This window comes from Sporosarcina sp. YIM B06819, from assembly GCF_033485175.1.
Classification (GTDB): Bacteria; Bacillota; Bacilli; order Bacillales_A; family Planococcaceae; genus Sporosarcina.
The window spans coordinates 65257-80734 of sequence record NZ_JAWLIQ010000002.1; the positions used below are offsets into that span (position 1 = coordinate 65257).

General features: G+C 40.8%; 15 protein-coding genes. 8 read left to right on the forward strand and 7 right to left on the reverse strand.

The annotated features are described in order from the left end of the window. Window positions 1-45 precede the first annotated feature (45 nt). The gene (locus R2B72_RS01815) at window positions 46-1746 is read left to right on the forward strand and encodes a methyl-accepting chemotaxis protein (RefSeq protein ID WP_318614435.1); all 1701 of its coding nucleotides are present in this window, start codon (window positions 46-48) and stop codon (window positions 1744-1746) included. Between the two features lie 45 nt (window positions 1747-1791). On the opposite strand, the gene R2B72_RS01820 is transcribed toward R2B72_RS01815, so the two are convergent. Continuing rightward, on the reverse strand, window positions 1792-2721 hold the full coding sequence (locus R2B72_RS01820) for an urea transporter (RefSeq protein WP_318614436.1): 930 nt from the start codon (window positions 2719-2721) through the stop codon (window positions 1792-1794). 211 nt (window positions 2722-2932) lie between these two features. On the opposite strand from R2B72_RS01820, the gene R2B72_RS01825 reads away from it, so the two are divergent. The 3 genes from R2B72_RS01825 to R2B72_RS01835 all read left to right on the forward strand — a co-directional run bounded on the left by R2B72_RS01825 (window position 2933) and on the right by R2B72_RS01835 (window position 5542). Next, the gene (locus R2B72_RS01825) at window positions 2933-3796 is read left to right on the forward strand and encodes a transporter substrate-binding domain-containing protein (protein ID WP_318614437.1); all 864 of its coding nucleotides are present in this window, start codon (window positions 2933-2935) and stop codon (window positions 3794-3796) included. A gap of 20 nt (window positions 3797-3816) precedes the next feature. Then, window positions 3817-4497 (forward strand): amino acid ABC transporter permease, encoded by a 681-nt coding sequence (locus R2B72_RS01830; RefSeq protein WP_318614438.1) that lies wholly within the window; start codon window positions 3817-3819, stop codon window positions 4495-4497. Between the two features lie 76 nt (window positions 4498-4573). Next, on the forward strand, window positions 4574-5542 hold the full coding sequence (locus R2B72_RS01835) for a proline dehydrogenase family protein (RefSeq protein ID WP_318614439.1): 969 nt from the start codon (window positions 4574-4576) through the stop codon (window positions 5540-5542). 158 nt (window positions 5543-5700) lie between these two features. Here R2B72_RS01835 and R2B72_RS01840 read toward each other — a convergent pair whose 3' ends face one another. Then, window positions 5701-6717, reverse strand: coding sequence for a DUF1646 family protein (locus tag R2B72_RS01840; protein ID WP_318614440.1), 1017 nt, complete (start codon window positions 6715-6717; stop codon window positions 5701-5703). 227 nt (window positions 6718-6944) lie between these two features. After that, complete coding sequence (locus R2B72_RS01845; RefSeq protein ID WP_318614441.1) at window positions 6945-8435, reverse strand: peptide MFS transporter; 1491 nt, start codon at window positions 8433-8435, stop codon at window positions 6945-6947. Window positions 8436-8678: 243 nt separating this feature from the next. Here R2B72_RS01845 and R2B72_RS01850 point away from each other — a divergent pair, with 243 nt between their 5' ends. The 3 genes from R2B72_RS01850 to R2B72_RS01860 all read left to right on the forward strand — a co-directional run bounded on the left by R2B72_RS01850 (window position 8679) and on the right by R2B72_RS01860 (window position 10639). Further along, the gene (locus R2B72_RS01850) at window positions 8679-8921 is read left to right on the forward strand and encodes a hypothetical protein (protein ID WP_318614442.1); all 243 of its coding nucleotides are present in this window, start codon (window positions 8679-8681) and stop codon (window positions 8919-8921) included. A 140-nt stretch (window positions 8922-9061) separates the two neighbouring features. Further along, on the forward strand, window positions 9062-10195 hold the full coding sequence (locus tag R2B72_RS01855; protein ID WP_318614443.1) for a glycerate kinase: 1134 nt from the start codon (window positions 9062-9064) through the stop codon (window positions 10193-10195). Between the two features lie 90 nt (window positions 10196-10285). Then, window positions 10286-10639, forward strand: a complete 354-nt coding sequence (locus tag R2B72_RS01860; RefSeq protein ID WP_318614444.1) for a spore germination protein GerW family protein — start codon at window positions 10286-10288, stop codon at window positions 10637-10639. 125 nt (window positions 10640-10764) lie between these two features. On the opposite strand, the gene R2B72_RS01865 is transcribed toward R2B72_RS01860, so the two are convergent. The 4 genes from R2B72_RS01865 to R2B72_RS01880 are packed head-to-tail and all read right to left on the reverse strand — an operon-like array spanning window position 10765 to window position 13388. Further along, on the reverse strand, window positions 10765-11622 hold the full coding sequence (locus tag R2B72_RS01865; protein WP_318614445.1) for an ABC transporter permease: 858 nt from the start codon (window positions 11620-11622) through the stop codon (window positions 10765-10767). Next, window positions 11603-12532, reverse strand: coding sequence for an ABC transporter ATP-binding protein (locus R2B72_RS01870; RefSeq protein WP_318614446.1), 930 nt, complete (start codon window positions 12530-12532; stop codon window positions 11603-11605). The genes R2B72_RS01865 and R2B72_RS01870 overlap by 20 nt, the downstream gene beginning before the upstream one ends. After that, window positions 12525-12944 (reverse strand): hypothetical protein, encoded by a 420-nt coding sequence (locus R2B72_RS01875; RefSeq protein ID WP_318614447.1) that lies wholly within the window; start codon window positions 12942-12944, stop codon window positions 12525-12527. Before R2B72_RS01875 ends, R2B72_RS01870 begins: the two co-directional genes overlap by 8 nt. Window positions 12945-12956: 12 nt before the next feature. Next, a complete protein-coding gene (locus R2B72_RS01880; RefSeq protein WP_318614448.1) occupies window positions 12957-13388 on the reverse strand; it encodes a LytTR family DNA-binding domain-containing protein in 432 nt (143 codons plus the stop codon). A gap of 195 nt (window positions 13389-13583) precedes the next feature. Here R2B72_RS01880 and R2B72_RS01885 point away from each other — a divergent pair, with 195 nt between their 5' ends. Next, window positions 13584-15476 (forward strand): ABC-F family ATP-binding cassette domain-containing protein, encoded by a 1893-nt coding sequence (locus tag R2B72_RS01885; RefSeq protein ID WP_318614449.1) that lies wholly within the window; start codon window positions 13584-13586, stop codon window positions 15474-15476. Window positions 15477-15478: the final 2 nt, after the last annotated feature.

Consider the following 15478-nt stretch of genomic DNA (forward strand, 5'->3'; position numbering starts at 1 on the left):
GTGGGTATTATGTACTTGGCTATTAGTATAGTAGGAGGCAAGATGATGAAGAATACATTAACGGCTCAGCTTGGGACCATTATTATCGGTATTATGATTGCGATGCTGGCGATTACATCCATTGCAACATATAATACAGCTTATGATAAATTATTTGAAGCCGCGGGTATTGAAGCGTACGGCTGTGCCAACATTACAACAGGGTTAATTCGTGCAGAAGATGTAGAAAAGATGTTAGATGGCGACCTCCAAGTAATGGAGGGGGTCGGTAAACAATTGAATTGGACGATTGAACATAAAGATATTTTTGAGACACAATATATCCTGGATTTGAATGGCACAATCCTAGCACTCGACGATAATTCACGTGCCAAAGGGTTAAAGCCAGGTGATACAGTTCCCTTAGATGAAAAAGCGATTGCTATGCTATTGGAAATGAAACACTCGACGTACTCTAAGTTATATAAATTCAAAGGAATTGAACGACTTTCGGGGTATGCACCAATCTTTGAAAATCATGATCCAACCGGTGAAATCATTGCCCTTAGTGTGATCGATTTCGATGGCTCGATTGTAGCGGAACGCACATGGGATGTTGTGCGGAATGGCATACTGATTAGCTTGATCCCGATGATTTTGGCGTCACTCGTTACACTGTACTTAATCAGACGGAAAACGAAGCCCATTTCATATCTGATTGCGCATGCGAAAGAGATTGCGGATGGTAATCTAGCGATTAAGGATACAGTTGTCAAAGGCAATGATGAAATTGCCGATCTTGGCCACACATTGAATGTCATGACGGCAAATTTACGCGATATGATTGGTACAGTGCAAACCACGGCGGTCCAATTAACGCAAAACTCGCTTGAAACAGCTGCATCATTGAATGAAATGCAAATGGCTGCTCAACAAGTTGCTTATAATATGGGTGAAACAGCAGCGTCGATTTCAGACGGAACAACCAATGCAGAACATGCCGCATCCATTTTGTCGTCACTTGCAAATGATCTTCAAGACTCTAAAGCAAAAGCGGAGCAAAGTGCAGAGAATTCAGAGCGGACGATGCAAATTGCGGAGCAAGGACAGCAGAGGGCCAATGACATAAGTAGTGATATTGGGAAAATTCGAACGTCATCTTTAGAGGTAGGCAATACCATTCAGAATCTCATTGCATCTACAACAAAAATTCAAGATATTACTAGCTCAATCGCAGGTATTGCTACGCAGACAAACTTACTTGCGTTAAATGCATCGATTGAAGCGGCACGTGCAGGTGAACACGGTAAAGGATTTGCAGTTGTTGCAGAAGAAGTGAGGAAACTTGCAGAGCAGTCAAATGCAGAAGTGTTGGAAGTAGAGAAGCTTATACAAGATATTACAGAAAGTATTGGACAAGTTGTTACCTCTACATCAGAAAGCACGAAACTTATTGAATCTGGAACGGAAACAGTTCGTTTAACGGCTCAATCCTTGAGCGATATCTCGTTAGCTGTGTCAGAAACAGTTGAGGAAATTAAGATGATTTCGGATTTGGCGACAGCCGAGGCGGATAGTTCAAACCGCGTTGTAGAACTCATCAATCAACTGACACAATCGATTCATGTCATGGATAATTCAACGGATAATATTTCGGCGGCTACTGAAGAAACGACAGCATCGATTGAAGAAGTTGCTGTACAATCAAATGAAATGAGTCAAATGGCACAGGAACTTGAAAAAGTTGTTGGGCAGTTTAGGTTATAAGGATTGCCAAAAACCCTCACAAATTTTTGTGAGGGTTTTTGCAATTCAAAGACTCTTGGGGATGGCTTTCCGAATCATCAAAAACAACCAAGTACTAATGATGAAAGGGGATGTTAAGGTTGGCAGTCCAGAAGGGACAAGAAGTAGGTCCAACCCAGCTGAAATGGGTACGGTTGTGGCCGCGGCAAAAATACCGACAATTGGGAAACGGCGTGTGTCGTCGAATAATAGTCCAACGGCTATCATCGTCAGTACGGCATTATAATTATAGAGACCTAAATTGAGTAATTCAGCATCTACGCCTAGCCATAAGGCCGTTAACCATGAAATGAAAGTTCCTCCAACAGCATAGACGCCAAACCGCCAGCCGGCTACAAATAAGGCAATCAGAATCAATAAGCCAGCCCACAAGGAGTCGATGATAAAGACTTCTCCGACGCCTTTTATCAAGCTGAGAAAGAAATTTGGAGTTCCCTCAATGGGCAAATTCCATTTTGCAGGGGAAGATGCAACAAACTCCGGATTGATGTGTAACCCTTTGATGGAATAAGTGGCAAGAAGACCGAGCCATGTCACTACAACAAAAGGAAAGGTGAGAGTGGGGATTTTCCATCTTGCTAGGTATTTCGATAAATGGAACATCAGTACCGATGCCGAAATAGCTACAATAGGTGCAATGAGCCACCGCCAGTCGTTTTGTAGAAATAGCATAACTGCAATGCCGCATAACAAGGAATTGAAACCGTAGAGCCCTTGACGGATAGCTAGTTTATCGGCGCCTACATAATGGCCGGCCAGTGTCCCAACAATCGATGAGATAAGTGCCATCAAACCGAGTAAAGGTGAGTGGATGGTTATGCCGAGTAAGATAATCCCTCCTGACAAGGCGTTTTCCATTAACATGACTTGTGAGAAACCTTTTAGTGAAATAGCAATAAGATTTTTTATTTGGTGAACATCGAAAGATTGCTTCATCCGGTTTATCACCTTCCATTCGTCCGTATCGTTCATATTGTTCACCAATATACCACTATTAAACCGTTAAAGAAACTTGAATGAACGCTCAATTCGTAACTTTTTGTATTAACTATTAGCGGACAAAAGGGTTACATCTTCTGTCGGAATACATTATAATTTTCAGTGGACAATTATTTGTACCATATTATTTTTAAAAAGGAGAATTCAGATGACTAAAGTAAGTCACCGCCGTCACATCACCCTGTCTTTATGTATACTTTTGGCAATGCTTGTACTAGCTGCTTGTGGAACGAGTGCAGGGAGCGATGTGAAAACGGAAAAAACAACTGCCTCTGTTTGGAATAACATCACTGAAAAAGGGGAGATTATTGTTGCGACATCAGGCACGCTCTACCCAGCTTCGTATCATGATAGTGGGACAAACGAATTAACGGGCTACGAAGTTGAAATTATGAAAGAGATTGGGAAACGTTTAGAATTGGATATTAAATTTGTGGAGATGGGCTTAGATGGTATGCTAACTTCACTGAATAGTGGTCAAGTGGATCTTGCGGTAAACGATATTGAAATTACGAAAGAGCGCCAAGAGAAATTCACATTTTCTGAGCCATACAAGTATTCATATGGGACAGCTATCGTTCGAAAATCTGATCATTCTGGTATTGAATCGCTGGAGGATTTAAAAGGAAAAAAAGCGGCTGGAGCTGCAACGTCTGTTTATATGCAAATTGGACGTGACCATGGTGTGGAAGAGGTCATTTATGACAATGTAACGAATGATGTCTACTTACGCGATGTTGATTTGGGACGGACAGATGTCATATTAAATGATTACTATTTGCAAAAGCTAGCACTTGCTGCGTTCCCGGAATTTGAAATTATGATTCACCCTGATATTAAATATCATCCAAATGTACAAGCCATTATTATGAAAAAAGATAATGCGGAATTACTGGAGCAAATTAATAACGTGTTGACTGATTTGCATGCTGATGGAACCATTTCTGAACTGTCAAAGCAATTTTTTGGCGGGGAAGATGTTTCAGTTGAACAAGATTTAGATTTTGATTAACTGGAAAGGCGGTTTGTAACGTGGGAGCCATCGACTGGGGAAACATCTTCGACTTACAACTAGCTATTAAATCATTACCGTATATTTTGCAGGGCATTGGTTACACCATTCTTATTTCTTTCGGAGGAATGGTGAATGGCCTTGTACTAGGATTTATTCTTGCACTTGGTCGCTCCTCAAAATGGCGAATCATCAGATGGTCCGCACGTCTATTTATTTCCTATATGCGCGGCACACCAATGTTAGTGTTTTTATTTTTACTGTACTTTGGTTTGCCGAATATTGGCATCCAGTTCTCAGCGGTCGCAGCGGCGTTAATTGGCTTTAGTCTGCATTCATCTGCTTATATGGCTGAAATCAATCGGTCGGCACTTAATTCCGTGGACAAAGGCCAATGGGAGGCTGCGACTGCACTGGGTATGTCCTATTGGCAAACGATGTGGTCAATCATTTTGCCTCAAGCGACGCGAATTGCGATTCCACCTTTGTCAAATGTGCTATTAGACCTTATCAAAGCCTCGTCGTTGGCAGCAATGATTACGGTCCCAGAAATGTTTCAGCGAGCCAAAATTGTCGGAGGAAGAGAATTTGACTATTTGACAGTTTATATTCTTGTTGGCTTCGTTTATTGGGGCATTAGTATAGTTGTTGAAGTATGGCAAAGTAGGTTGGAAAAGCGTTTTACCAATAGCTGGAAATGAAGAATGATTTATTGTAAAAGTTCAACAAGGGTATGTTATAATTAAACTATAAAAACGTAATGAGGAGCTAACAGACATGCTAAAAGATATCTTTATGGGTTTATCACAAAACCAACTTTTGAATGGTGCTGCTAAAAAGTATGGCCTGAAATTAGGTGCGCAAAATGTTGTAGCAGGAACGAATGTGGAAGAAACGATTCAAAGTATTAAAGAACTGAACGCTCATGGGATTTCTTGTACGGTTGATAATCTAGGGGAGTTTGTTTTTGAAAAATCAGAAGCAAGCGCTGCCAAAGAACAAATCCTATCAGTCATTGAAGCCATTCGTGAACATGGAGTAGATGCACATATTTCGTTAAAGCCATCACAGCTTGGTCTAGATATCGATTATCATTTCTGTTTAGAAAACTTAAAAGAAATTGTTGCCAAAGCACATAGCTATGATATTTTCGTCAATTTCGACATGGAAGATCATGCACGTCTTAAGCCTTCTTTCGATATTTTGGATGAGCTGTCGAAGGATTACAATAATGTCGGAACAGTCATTCAGGCTTATTTCTTCCAAGCGGAAGAAGATCTTCATAAGTATAAGGATTTCCGTCTTCGCATTGTAAAAGGTGCTTATAAGGAGTTACCAAATGTTGCATACCAAGAAAAACAACAAATCGATGAGAACTATATCAAATTAATCGAATGGCATTTATTGAATGGAAAATTTACATCAATTGCGACACATGATCATAATGTCATCAATCACGTAAAACTATTCGTTAAACAAAACAACATTCCGAATGATAAGTTCGAGTTCCAAATGTTATACGGCTTCAGAAAAGATATGCAGCTTCAATTGGCGAAGGAAGGCTATAACTTCTGTACGTACGTGCCATTTGGACAAGATTGGTACGGCTACTTCATGCGTCGCCTTGCAGAAAGGCCGCAAAACTTAAATCTTGTCGTCAAACAAGTGTTCAACAAGAAAACGAACACGATGATTGGACTAGCGGCAGGGGCATTTGCGATTGGTAGACTTACTAAAAAGAAATAAATGGCGCATTTAAAAGGCGGCAAATGGGTAATTCCCACTTGCCACCTTTTTTTATCTGAATTCAGATAAAGCCTCCGGCGGATGTCACGGATTTTTCGGGGAGCTTTTCGAGCGAGCTCGAAAAAAATCCGGACGCAATTACGCCGAGGCGTAATTGATTAACTCGCAATTACAATCACGATGAAATATGCAACCATTGCGATTAAACCGATGGGAACAGCAAAACGTGCCCATTCAATACTTTTTATGTTGAGCTTACCAGCCGCAATAATATTCGGTATATTTCCTGGAATCAACATACCGCCACTGACGAGAAGTCCGAGTAAAATGGCTCTAATGGTCGAGTTTTCCATTGTGGGACTGATTTCTGCAGCTGTTAAAGTAGCATTATCGAGCACAGCTGAAATCATATTAATCCAGTACAGAACAAATGGGCTAAGGTTCAGTAAATATTTTTCGATGAATGGCTCAAAACCTGCACCAAGAAAAGTGAGTGCCATGACGAATAAATAGACTTTAAAGCCGCGAATAAAGATGTCAAGATATGATTCCGTTCCGTGTTTGGCCTTCAAAGAATCAAGTTTCTCTTTCGGGTTGATCAAAATTGCAGCAAGCAAGCCAAAGACAATAACCCCGACAATAATATCAGCGCCGAGTAATCTAAATAAATAGAAGAAGTCTTGGTTTAGTTTGCTGGTTGCGATTGTAGAAAGTGGTTCTCCGATTGGTGTCAGAACTGCACCAAGACCAATTGAATAGCAAGTCAAGATGACAAGGCGGATTTCCGACTTGCGGTCTAGTCGTAAAACGCTGACGACGGCAACGAGGACGATTGCCGCAATGATGGCTGTAATAATACTTGAAATGAGTCCAAGAACGATGACGACCATTGCTAAAAACAATCGGAGAGGGATTGCTTTGCTCATTCCAAGTATTCCTTTTTCAATGGGATTTTGGAACCAACGGAATAATATACCGGCAATAACAACGGCTAACGTAATATGTAAAGGGTCCTCCAATGCTTTCATAATAAGATCTTTGTGGAGTACTTTGCTCACAACGACAGCTGCAATCCCCATAATAAAGAGAAAAACCTCTAAATTGCGTTCGACAATTTTAATTGTGAATGGTAGAAACAGCACAAGTATTAAAATAATCGTTAACCCAAGTATCATAACTGAACCCCTTTCAATTATCTTTTCAGATGATAATATCACTATCTTACCATTTTACAAGTAGAAGAAAAACTACTATTCTGAAAGTGGTTTATTGAAAGACTATTATAACAAAGCACTAACAACAGCAATTAGGCATACGGCGGATGGTTGTGCCGGATTTATTCAACGTTGATGGTAAATAAAACAAGCAGTTCCGCAATGATGACGGAACTGCTTGTTTTTACTTAACGTACACCTTTCATATAACGCTGAATGATTGGTGATAACCCAAACACAATCATACTCAGCACAATTGCGATTCCACCGATAATCCCAAAATACATCATTTCAGTTTCGGATGAATAAAACTTAACTAGTTGTGCATTGAGCCCTTGCGCAGCTGCGTTCGATAGGAACCAGAGGCTCATCGTCTGTGCAGAGAACGCAGCGGGTGCCAGTTTAGTCGTTGCGGACAATCCAACAGGTGATAAACACAATTCCCCTAGTACGACCATAAAGATGCTTAAAATGAGCCACAGCGGGTTGACAAGCGTATCTGTACCGCCGAAGTAAGCTGGAAGTAAGATGACGATGAACGACAGTCCAGCGAATAGCAGACCTAATGAGAACTTCTGGGGTATAGATGGTTGCCGATCTCCAAGTTTAACCCACAACCAAGCGAAAACTGGCGCTAGTGTGATGATGAACAAGGGATTAAATGATTGGAAAAAGGCTGGTGAAATTTGATAGCCAAAGATATTTAAATCTGTTCTTGTATCCGCATATAAGGCAAGAATCGTTGAGCCTTGCTCTGCAATTGCCCAAAACATAACGGATGCCAAGAATAGTGGGATAAACGCGATAATGCGCGACTGTTCTACTTCGGTTGTTTTCGGACTTCTGTACATGACAACGAAATAAATCGTTGGAATGAGGAAGCCAAGTATCCCTACAATTGCGATAAATGAGTCGAATGTCAGCCAACCTTTAGGAATTGCGATGGCAATAAGAATTGCGAGTGCAACAAGTGCCATGCCGAAAATCGAATAAATCTTTTTCTTTTCGTCAGGTGCCAATGGATTTGCAACTTGAGTACCTGCCAGACCAAGATTTTTCTTCTTGGTTACGACAAAAACAACCAATCCTATAAACATCCCAACAGCAGCTACCCCAAATCCGAGGTGAAAGCTTGTTTTCATCAATTCACCGACAATTAACGGAGAAATAAAAGCACCTAAGTTAATGCCCATATAGAAAATGCTGAATCCTGCATCACGACGGTTATCTGTTTCCGGATAAATATCGCCAACAACACTAGAAACGTTCGGCTTTAATAAGCCTGTTCCGATAACAATAAGTACCATCGATATGAAAAACATTGTAATGTTTCCGGGGATTGCCAGTGCAATATGCCCGAACATTATGAAAATCCCGCCATAGAAGACGGCTTTCGATGTGCCGAATATCCTGTCGGCTAACCAGCCGCCAATAATTCCCGACATGTAAACGAGTGAACCGTAGATAGACATAATGGACAATGCGACTGTTTTATCTAGTCCGAGTCCACCATTTGATACTTCGTAGTACATATAGAACACAAGGATGGCTCTCATCCCGTAATACGAGAAACGTTCCCAGAATTCCGTGAAGAATAAAGTGAACAAACCTTTCGGGTGCCCAAAGAATCCTTTTTGCGGGACACTGTCAACGATTTGTTTCTTAGTTAGCTGTGACATCATGATGCCTCCTTTATATTTTACTATAATACAATTAAACGTTTTCAATTGTCAAAAATAATTTGTGAAATCGATTATTTTGGGGGTGATGTTGTTGTTACAGTGTTTTATCATGAAGTAAGAAAATTGATAGTTGGTAATAGTTATATAATTAATAGTAATTAATTATAGTGATAGAGTTTAGTAGAACCTTATACATGTATACATATATTTTTTCATAGAGTGAAGGAAGGAGGAGAACCATTGGAAATATATGACGTTGTCTTAATCCCGCTAATTATAGGAATGGTGGAATTGCTGAAGATGTATGGGTTGAAGAAGCGATTGTTACCGCCTATGGCATTAGTTTTTGGGATTGTAGGAGGTATATTTTATGTTTATCCGGAAGATGTAAAAGCGGGGATACTTGTCGGGGTGATGATGGGGTTATCTGCAAGTGGACTGTACTCTGGAGGGAAAGCTGTGGTTGAGAAGAGTGGTGATTGAAAAACGATACACAAACAATGAGCCATTCCACGCTGGAATAGTGGAATGGCTCGTTGTTTGTGTTTGATAAGAACCCCGAACATGTATTATTCGAATACTTCTACTATAATTGCAATAGCACTTTAGGGGAGGTGTATACGTTGAAAATACTACTAGTACCCGATTCGTTTAAAGGAAGTTTGACAGCTGTACAGGCAGCGCAAGCGATGGCAGAGGGGATTCGTGATGTTGACCCTTTGATTGAGATAGTAATGCTTCCGGCGGCTGATGGTGGGGAAGGGACGATGAGCAGCTTGGTTGATGCTACTGATGGAACGATTGTTTCTGTTGTTGTACAAGACCCACTCGGCCGTAGAGTAAAGGCTAGTTATGGTGTGCTTGGAGATGGGGAAACATGCGTGATTGAAATAGCGGAAGCGTCTGGTTTGATGCTATTGACCGAAGAAGAGAGAAATCCGCTTAATACGTCAACATTCGGTACGGGTCAACTAATTGTTCATGCACTAGATGCTGGCATGCGAAAATTTATTATCGGACTTGGTGGTAGTGCGACAAATGACGCTGGTGCTGGCATATTGCAAGCGCTAGGCATGAAGCTGATGGATGTGAATGGTAATGAATTACTGCAAGGTGGCGGGTCACTTGGGGAACTACATACAATGGATCCAACATATTTTGATGAACGAATTTTTAAGAGTGACTTTCTGATCGCTTGTGATGTGGAAAACCCTCTGGTAGGACCAGATGGAGCTTCGGCCATTTTTGGTCCACAAAAGGGTGCGTCATCTGAAATGGTGGATGTGTTAGATACCAATTTGACAAAATTCGCATCGGTAGTAGAAGAGTTGAAAGGTATTTCACTTTATGGAAGAAAAGGTGCGGGTGCTGCTGGAGGGGCAGGGGGAGCTTTTCAAGCATTCTTCCCATGTGAAATGAAGCGGGGGATTAGCGTTGTGTTAGAGACGATGTCGCTTGCTGAACATCTCGCGGACGCGGATTTGATTTTGACAGGCGAGGGGAAAACGGACAGTCAGACATTGTCAGGTAAAACACCCTTCGGCGTAGCGCAAGTCGCGAATCAGGTAGACAAACCAATTATTCTCATTTCAGGTGTAATAGATGAGGAGAGTCGGGAGATATTCGCACCATTATTTACCGAACTACATTCGGTTGCGGGCGGAACGATATCGTCAAAAGAGTCGATTGATGATGCCGGTTATTATTTACGCTTAACAACAAAGAAAGTAATGGAGAACTATCTAGCGAATCACTAGTTAAGGTACTTTCTTTAAGGAACACATAGGATTTTGAGTGGGTGTTAGCGAAATAGGTAAATAGTGCGAATCGAGAGGGGAATGAATCAAATGACATACACATCACCCATCAAAGTTATTTTCGAGAAATTTTCTAGCCATAAGGACGTTTCACTCGTCTATGGGGAGCCTATTGATCTTGACGACAAACGAGTGCTACCCGTTGCAAAAGTTAGTTATGCTGTTGGTGGTGGAGGCGGATACTCGGGAGAGAGCGAGGGATCTGCAGTTGGCCAAGGAGAAGGCGGCGGTGGGCATTTCGTCATTAAACCAGTTGGTGTCTATGAAATCACACCTGAAAAAGTGACATTCAAGCCTGTTATTGAGTTTCGATTTGTTATTCTATTACTATCGATATGTACATTTGGGGTTGTTTGGTTGCTAAAAAATAGAAACATGAAATGAATTCGAAAGTCCAATTCGTGATGCTGTTTGGGAATCCTGAGGTAAAGAAGTGCATTTAATGAATCAATTTCATGAAAAAAGCTTGGCTTTGCTACGGTAGAATAGTAGCAAAGCCAAGCTTTTTTTCATTTATTTTTTCTTTTCAAGACTAACAGTGCCAATGTAAAAAACACGAATGTTGTAGCGGTAAGATAGAAAACACTGAATAATGTTGATATCTTTTCACCATTCATCTTATAAAATACACCCATATTGAAGAGATATGCTTCTTTCATTTCCGCAGGAGCATTGGTAAAAGAATCAATCAATGGCGTTTCCATAAGTATTTGTCGGAACAATGCCGATACATGGGACACAGGGAATAACTTGACGATGGTTTGCAAGTAATCAGGTAGACTGCCAATCGGAATATAGATACCGGCTAAAAAGCCAAGTAGTGTTCCAATGACAGTGCTTGCAGCGGCAAATGCATTGGATGTTTTGAAAAAAGAAACCAACAAGAGCACCATTGATGCACTCGCCGCTACAGCTAAGAGGATCACACCACTTGCAGTTATCATTTTACCAAATGGTAGCATCGATTCTCCTGATACAATGAGAAATAGATTCGACGCAATGAGCGTACATAGACACATGAAGAAGCCTACGACTAACGCGCTCAAGATATAACCGCCAACCAATTTTGTCCGAGAAATCGGTGACGAATAAAAATCCATATACGTTTTATTGGCTCGATCATTGACTAGAATTCCAAAAGAGCCAAGCGTTGTTGTCATAGAGGTTATGGCAAGCATCCCAGCGATGAACCACGCCATAAGTAATGATTTTTTTGCAGGGAAGTCGGGCAGTTGTTTCGCAGTCATGTCTCCTAAAAATAACACATATAAAGCGACGAGAATAATGACCGCAAGCAACGAGAAAAAGACAGTTGCTTTATCTCGAAAGTATAATAATATATTTCGTTTAGCGAATGCCAGCATCATGATGCACAACCTTTCCATTAATGGTGATAAATACATCATCCAAACTGGATTTCTTAACTTCAAAAGAAGAAATGAAAGGCGCGAATTTCGTTAGTATCGGTATCGCATCTGTTGTATGGGTGAGTGGAAGATGGAACAGTGACTTTTCTTCATTAAAATTGAATTCATCTAGTGTGAGTAAGCGACGTAGTTCATCCGCTTGATCTGTTGAAAGTGAGAGTCGATGTCTGGAATAGTCATTTTTCAGTTTCTCTGGTGTTCCTTTTGCAACGATACGACCTTCTTTCATCACGACGACATAGTCTGAGTTTGCTGCTTCTTCAATATAATGCGTCGTTAGAAAAACGGTCATGCCTGTTTCTTTTTGTAGTTGCTGTATGGTTGCCCATATGTTTTTGCGACTTTCTGGATCGAGGCCAGTTGTCGGTTCATCTAGTATTAAGATGTTTGGTTTATGAATGAGCGCGCGTGCAATGTCCGCCCGCCGTTTTTGTCCGCCCGATAATTTTCCGTAAGGCCGGTTGAGCAAGGAAGCTATCTCCACAACTTCTGCAACGCGGTGAATTGCCGCATAACGCTCTTGCCTCGTCATCCCGTAAAAAGATGCTCGAATCGCTAAATTTTCTTTGACGGTCAATAACGGATCAAGCAAGCTGTCTTGAAACACGACACCGATTTCTTGGCGAATGGCTTGGTCGTGTTGTCCAACAGTATAACCATTAACAGTGACATGACCTTTGTCTTGCTGAAGGAGTGTTAATAGAATTGATATCGTTGTCGATTTACCAGCGCCATTTGTTCCTAAAAAAGAAAAAAGGGACCCTTCTTCTACATAGAAACTGATGTCGCTGACAGCTTTTACTTTACCGAATGACTTTGACAATCCTTTCACTTCAATAATGTTAGTCAATAGATGATCCTCCTTTTTTACGTGCAATGACAGCATTAATTTTTGTAGCGCTCTTTTGATTCCCCATAAATATTACGATGATGACGACAACATAAGTCAATACGCCTGTTGTGATGACAGCTAGTGTGGCATTCCAAGTGAATGGGAACATTTTGAAAACCGCACCCCCAAAAAGAAGAACAATTATGACATTCAGTAATTCAATGAATCGTAAAATGAGTGTATTTTGAATAGGTAGCTGATGGGTGATAACGATTAAACAAATAATGCTAATGGATATAAGCAGCATATGAACAATGAGTGCTTCATTCATAGGGGGAAAGATGTTTAACATACTAAAAAGAAGATAAAATAGACTGCTGACGGTGAATGAAATACAGCATGCGGAAATGTAATGTTTCAATAAGTTCATTTGATTCCCTCCTCATGATAAAAATTTTTCTTTGAAAGCCTTGACGTAATGTCGATTGACGATTACTTTTTCGTTATTTGTCAAAGACGCTTCAAACTTGCCGTTGAGTAATGCACGAACATTATCAATATGCGCTGTATTAACAATGAGATTTTTACTAATTCGAATAAAATGTGTGTCTAGTAATAATTGATCGAATTCATACAGCTTTAAATCACTTTTGTACACGTCCTTCTCCTCATAGAGAAACGTTTGGTTGTCAATAGATTCGATGTAATACAAGTTATCGATGCACAGTGAATATGTTCGACCATCTCTTGTTCCGGTTAAGGTGATGTGCATCTGCTGGATTTGTTTAATGACTCGTTGTAGCTGATCGTCAATATGCGGACAATTGATCGTGATTTCAACCTCGTCATAGTTCTTGGATTCATTAATTGTCAAACGAATGATACTCACATCCTTCAATTGGAATCTTATGGGTAGAATCGTACCATTTGGCAGAAGTCAGAACAATGAATTTTACGTAACCTGCATTTTTTACACTGTAAGTTGCAAGGAATAGGACATACCCTTTTAAAAATAGAGCAAAATCGGCTATGATAGAACAATGCAGTTATGAGAAATGGAAGTGTTGTTATGAGTCAATTGATTATTGAAAACCTAACGAAGACCGTTGGGGAGAAAACCTTGTTTAAAGATATAGCGTTTACGGTTGTAAGCGGAGAAAAAGTAGGGCTACTTGGCATTAATGGAACAGGGAAGTCGACGTTATTGTCGATCCTTGCAGGAGTCGAAGAAGCTGATTCGATTTCAAAGGATCATCCGAATAGATATAGAATTGTTTATTTGCCACAAGAGCCAGAATTCGATCCACAATTGACGGTGATGGAAACGGTGTTTATGAGTGATGCCCCAATTATCAAGGTCAATTTGGACTATGAGCATGCACTTCAGGCACTGTCAGCAGATCCTGAATCTACATACAATCAGGACCAATACTCGAAATTCCAAAATCAGATGGATGATCTTTCTGGTTGGGATATTAACTCTAAAGCACGGACGATTTTATCGAAACTAGGTATTGAAACTTTCGATAAGAAGGTTGGGGAGTTGTCAGGCGGACAGAAAAAACGTGTGGCATTGGCAAAAGTCCTCATTGAGCCTGCGGATCTATTGCTGCTCGATGAGCCGACGAACCATCTCGATGTCGATTCGATTATGTGGCTATCCGATTATTTAAAAAATGAACAAGGGGCTGTCATTTTTGTTACGCATGACCGCTACTTTTTGGATGAATTGTCGACCAACATTTATGAATTAGCCGATAAAACGTTGTATGCACATACAGGCAACTACGGTAATTATCTTGAAGCGAAAGCGATTCGTGCGGAAATGGCGGCATCGTCTGACGATAAGCTGCGCAATCAGTATCGTTCGGAATTGAAATGGATTCGTCGCGGTGCGAAAGCAAGATCGACGAAGCAAAAAGCGCGGATTGGTCGCTTTGATGAATTGGCCGAGAAAGTGAAAAAAGAAGATAGTGTTGGGGAAATGGATGTTGCCCTGAAGTCGACGCGTTTAGGGAAAAAGGTTATCGAAGCAATTGGCATTTCAAAATCATTTGATGGCCGAACAATCATTGATAATTTCTCTAGCATCCTACAATCAGGCGATCGTATTGCAGTTGTTGGACCGAACGGAGCAGGGAAAACGACATTATTGAATATGCTATCTGGGAAAAGTGAACCAGATAGCGGTGTCATTGATGTTGGAACAACGGTGAAAATTGCTCACTTCCAACAGCATACACCGTTAATGGATGAGAAAAAACGCATTATCGAATATATTCAAGACACGTCCAATGATATTGAAGATGCGGATGGTGTGCGTATTTCTGCTTCTCAAATGTTGGAACGGTTTTTATTCCCAACGAGAGCACATGGTACACCAATTGGTAAACTTTCGGGTGGTGAACGCAAACGCCTTTATCTCTTAAAACTACTCATGGAACAGCCGAACGTCATGATACTGGATGAACCGACCAATGATCTCGATCTTGAGACGCTGTCTGTATTGGAAACGTTCATCGACACATTCCCTGGCGTTGTCATTACCATTTCGCACGATCGGTTCTTCTTAGATCGTACGTCAACTAAACTTTGGGTAATGGATGGCTCTGGAAACGTCGATACATGGTTCGGCATTTATACGGATTTCCTAGAAACATATGTTGCTCCGGAAGTTGTGAAGACAAAGCCTGTCGTAGAAGTTGCGGCCGTTGTAGCAGAACCGACACCACTGCAGCCGAAGAAAAAAATGTCCTATGCCGAAAAAAAGGAATGGGAAACGATTGACGCGGATATTGAAAAAGTAGAGGCGGCTATCGTAAAGACTGAGGCTGAAATGGCTGCTACAGGCTCTGATTACGATAAATTGAGAGAGTTAACAGCAACGCTTGATGAATTAAATGCCAATTATGAAACATTAGTGGAGCGTTGGACTTATTTACAGGAAATTGCTGAATCCTAACT

Coding starts and splice junctions, on each gene's coding strand:
- R2B72_RS01815 (WP_318614435.1), top strand. CDS start 46: ATGAAGAATACATTAACGGCTCAGCTTGGGACCATTATTATCGGTATT.
- R2B72_RS01820 (WP_318614436.1), bottom strand. CDS start 2,721: ATGAAGCAATCTTTCGATGTTCACCAAATAAAAAATCTTATTGCTATT.
- R2B72_RS01825 (WP_318614437.1), top strand. CDS start 2,933: ATGACTAAAGTAAGTCACCGCCGTCACATCACCCTGTCTTTATGTATA.
- R2B72_RS01835 (WP_318614439.1), top strand. CDS start 4,574: ATGCTAAAAGATATCTTTATGGGTTTATCACAAAACCAACTTTTGAAT.
- R2B72_RS01840 (WP_318614440.1), bottom strand. CDS start 6,717: ATGATACTTGGGTTAACGATTATTTTAATACTTGTGCTGTTTCTACCA.
- R2B72_RS01845 (WP_318614441.1), bottom strand. CDS start 8,435: ATGTCACAGCTAACTAAGAAACAAATCGTTGACAGTGTCCCGCAAAAA.
- R2B72_RS01860 (WP_318614444.1), top strand. CDS start 10,286: ATGACATACACATCACCCATCAAAGTTATTTTCGAGAAATTTTCTAGC.
- R2B72_RS01865 (WP_318614445.1), bottom strand. CDS start 11,622: ATGATGCTGGCATTCGCTAAACGAAATATATTATTATACTTTCGAGAT.
- R2B72_RS01875 (WP_318614447.1), bottom strand. CDS start 12,944: ATGAACTTATTGAAACATTACATTTCCGCATGCTGTATTTCATTCACC.
- R2B72_RS01885 (WP_318614449.1), top strand. CDS start 13,584: ATGAGTCAATTGATTATTGAAAACCTAACGAAGACCGTTGGGGAGAAA.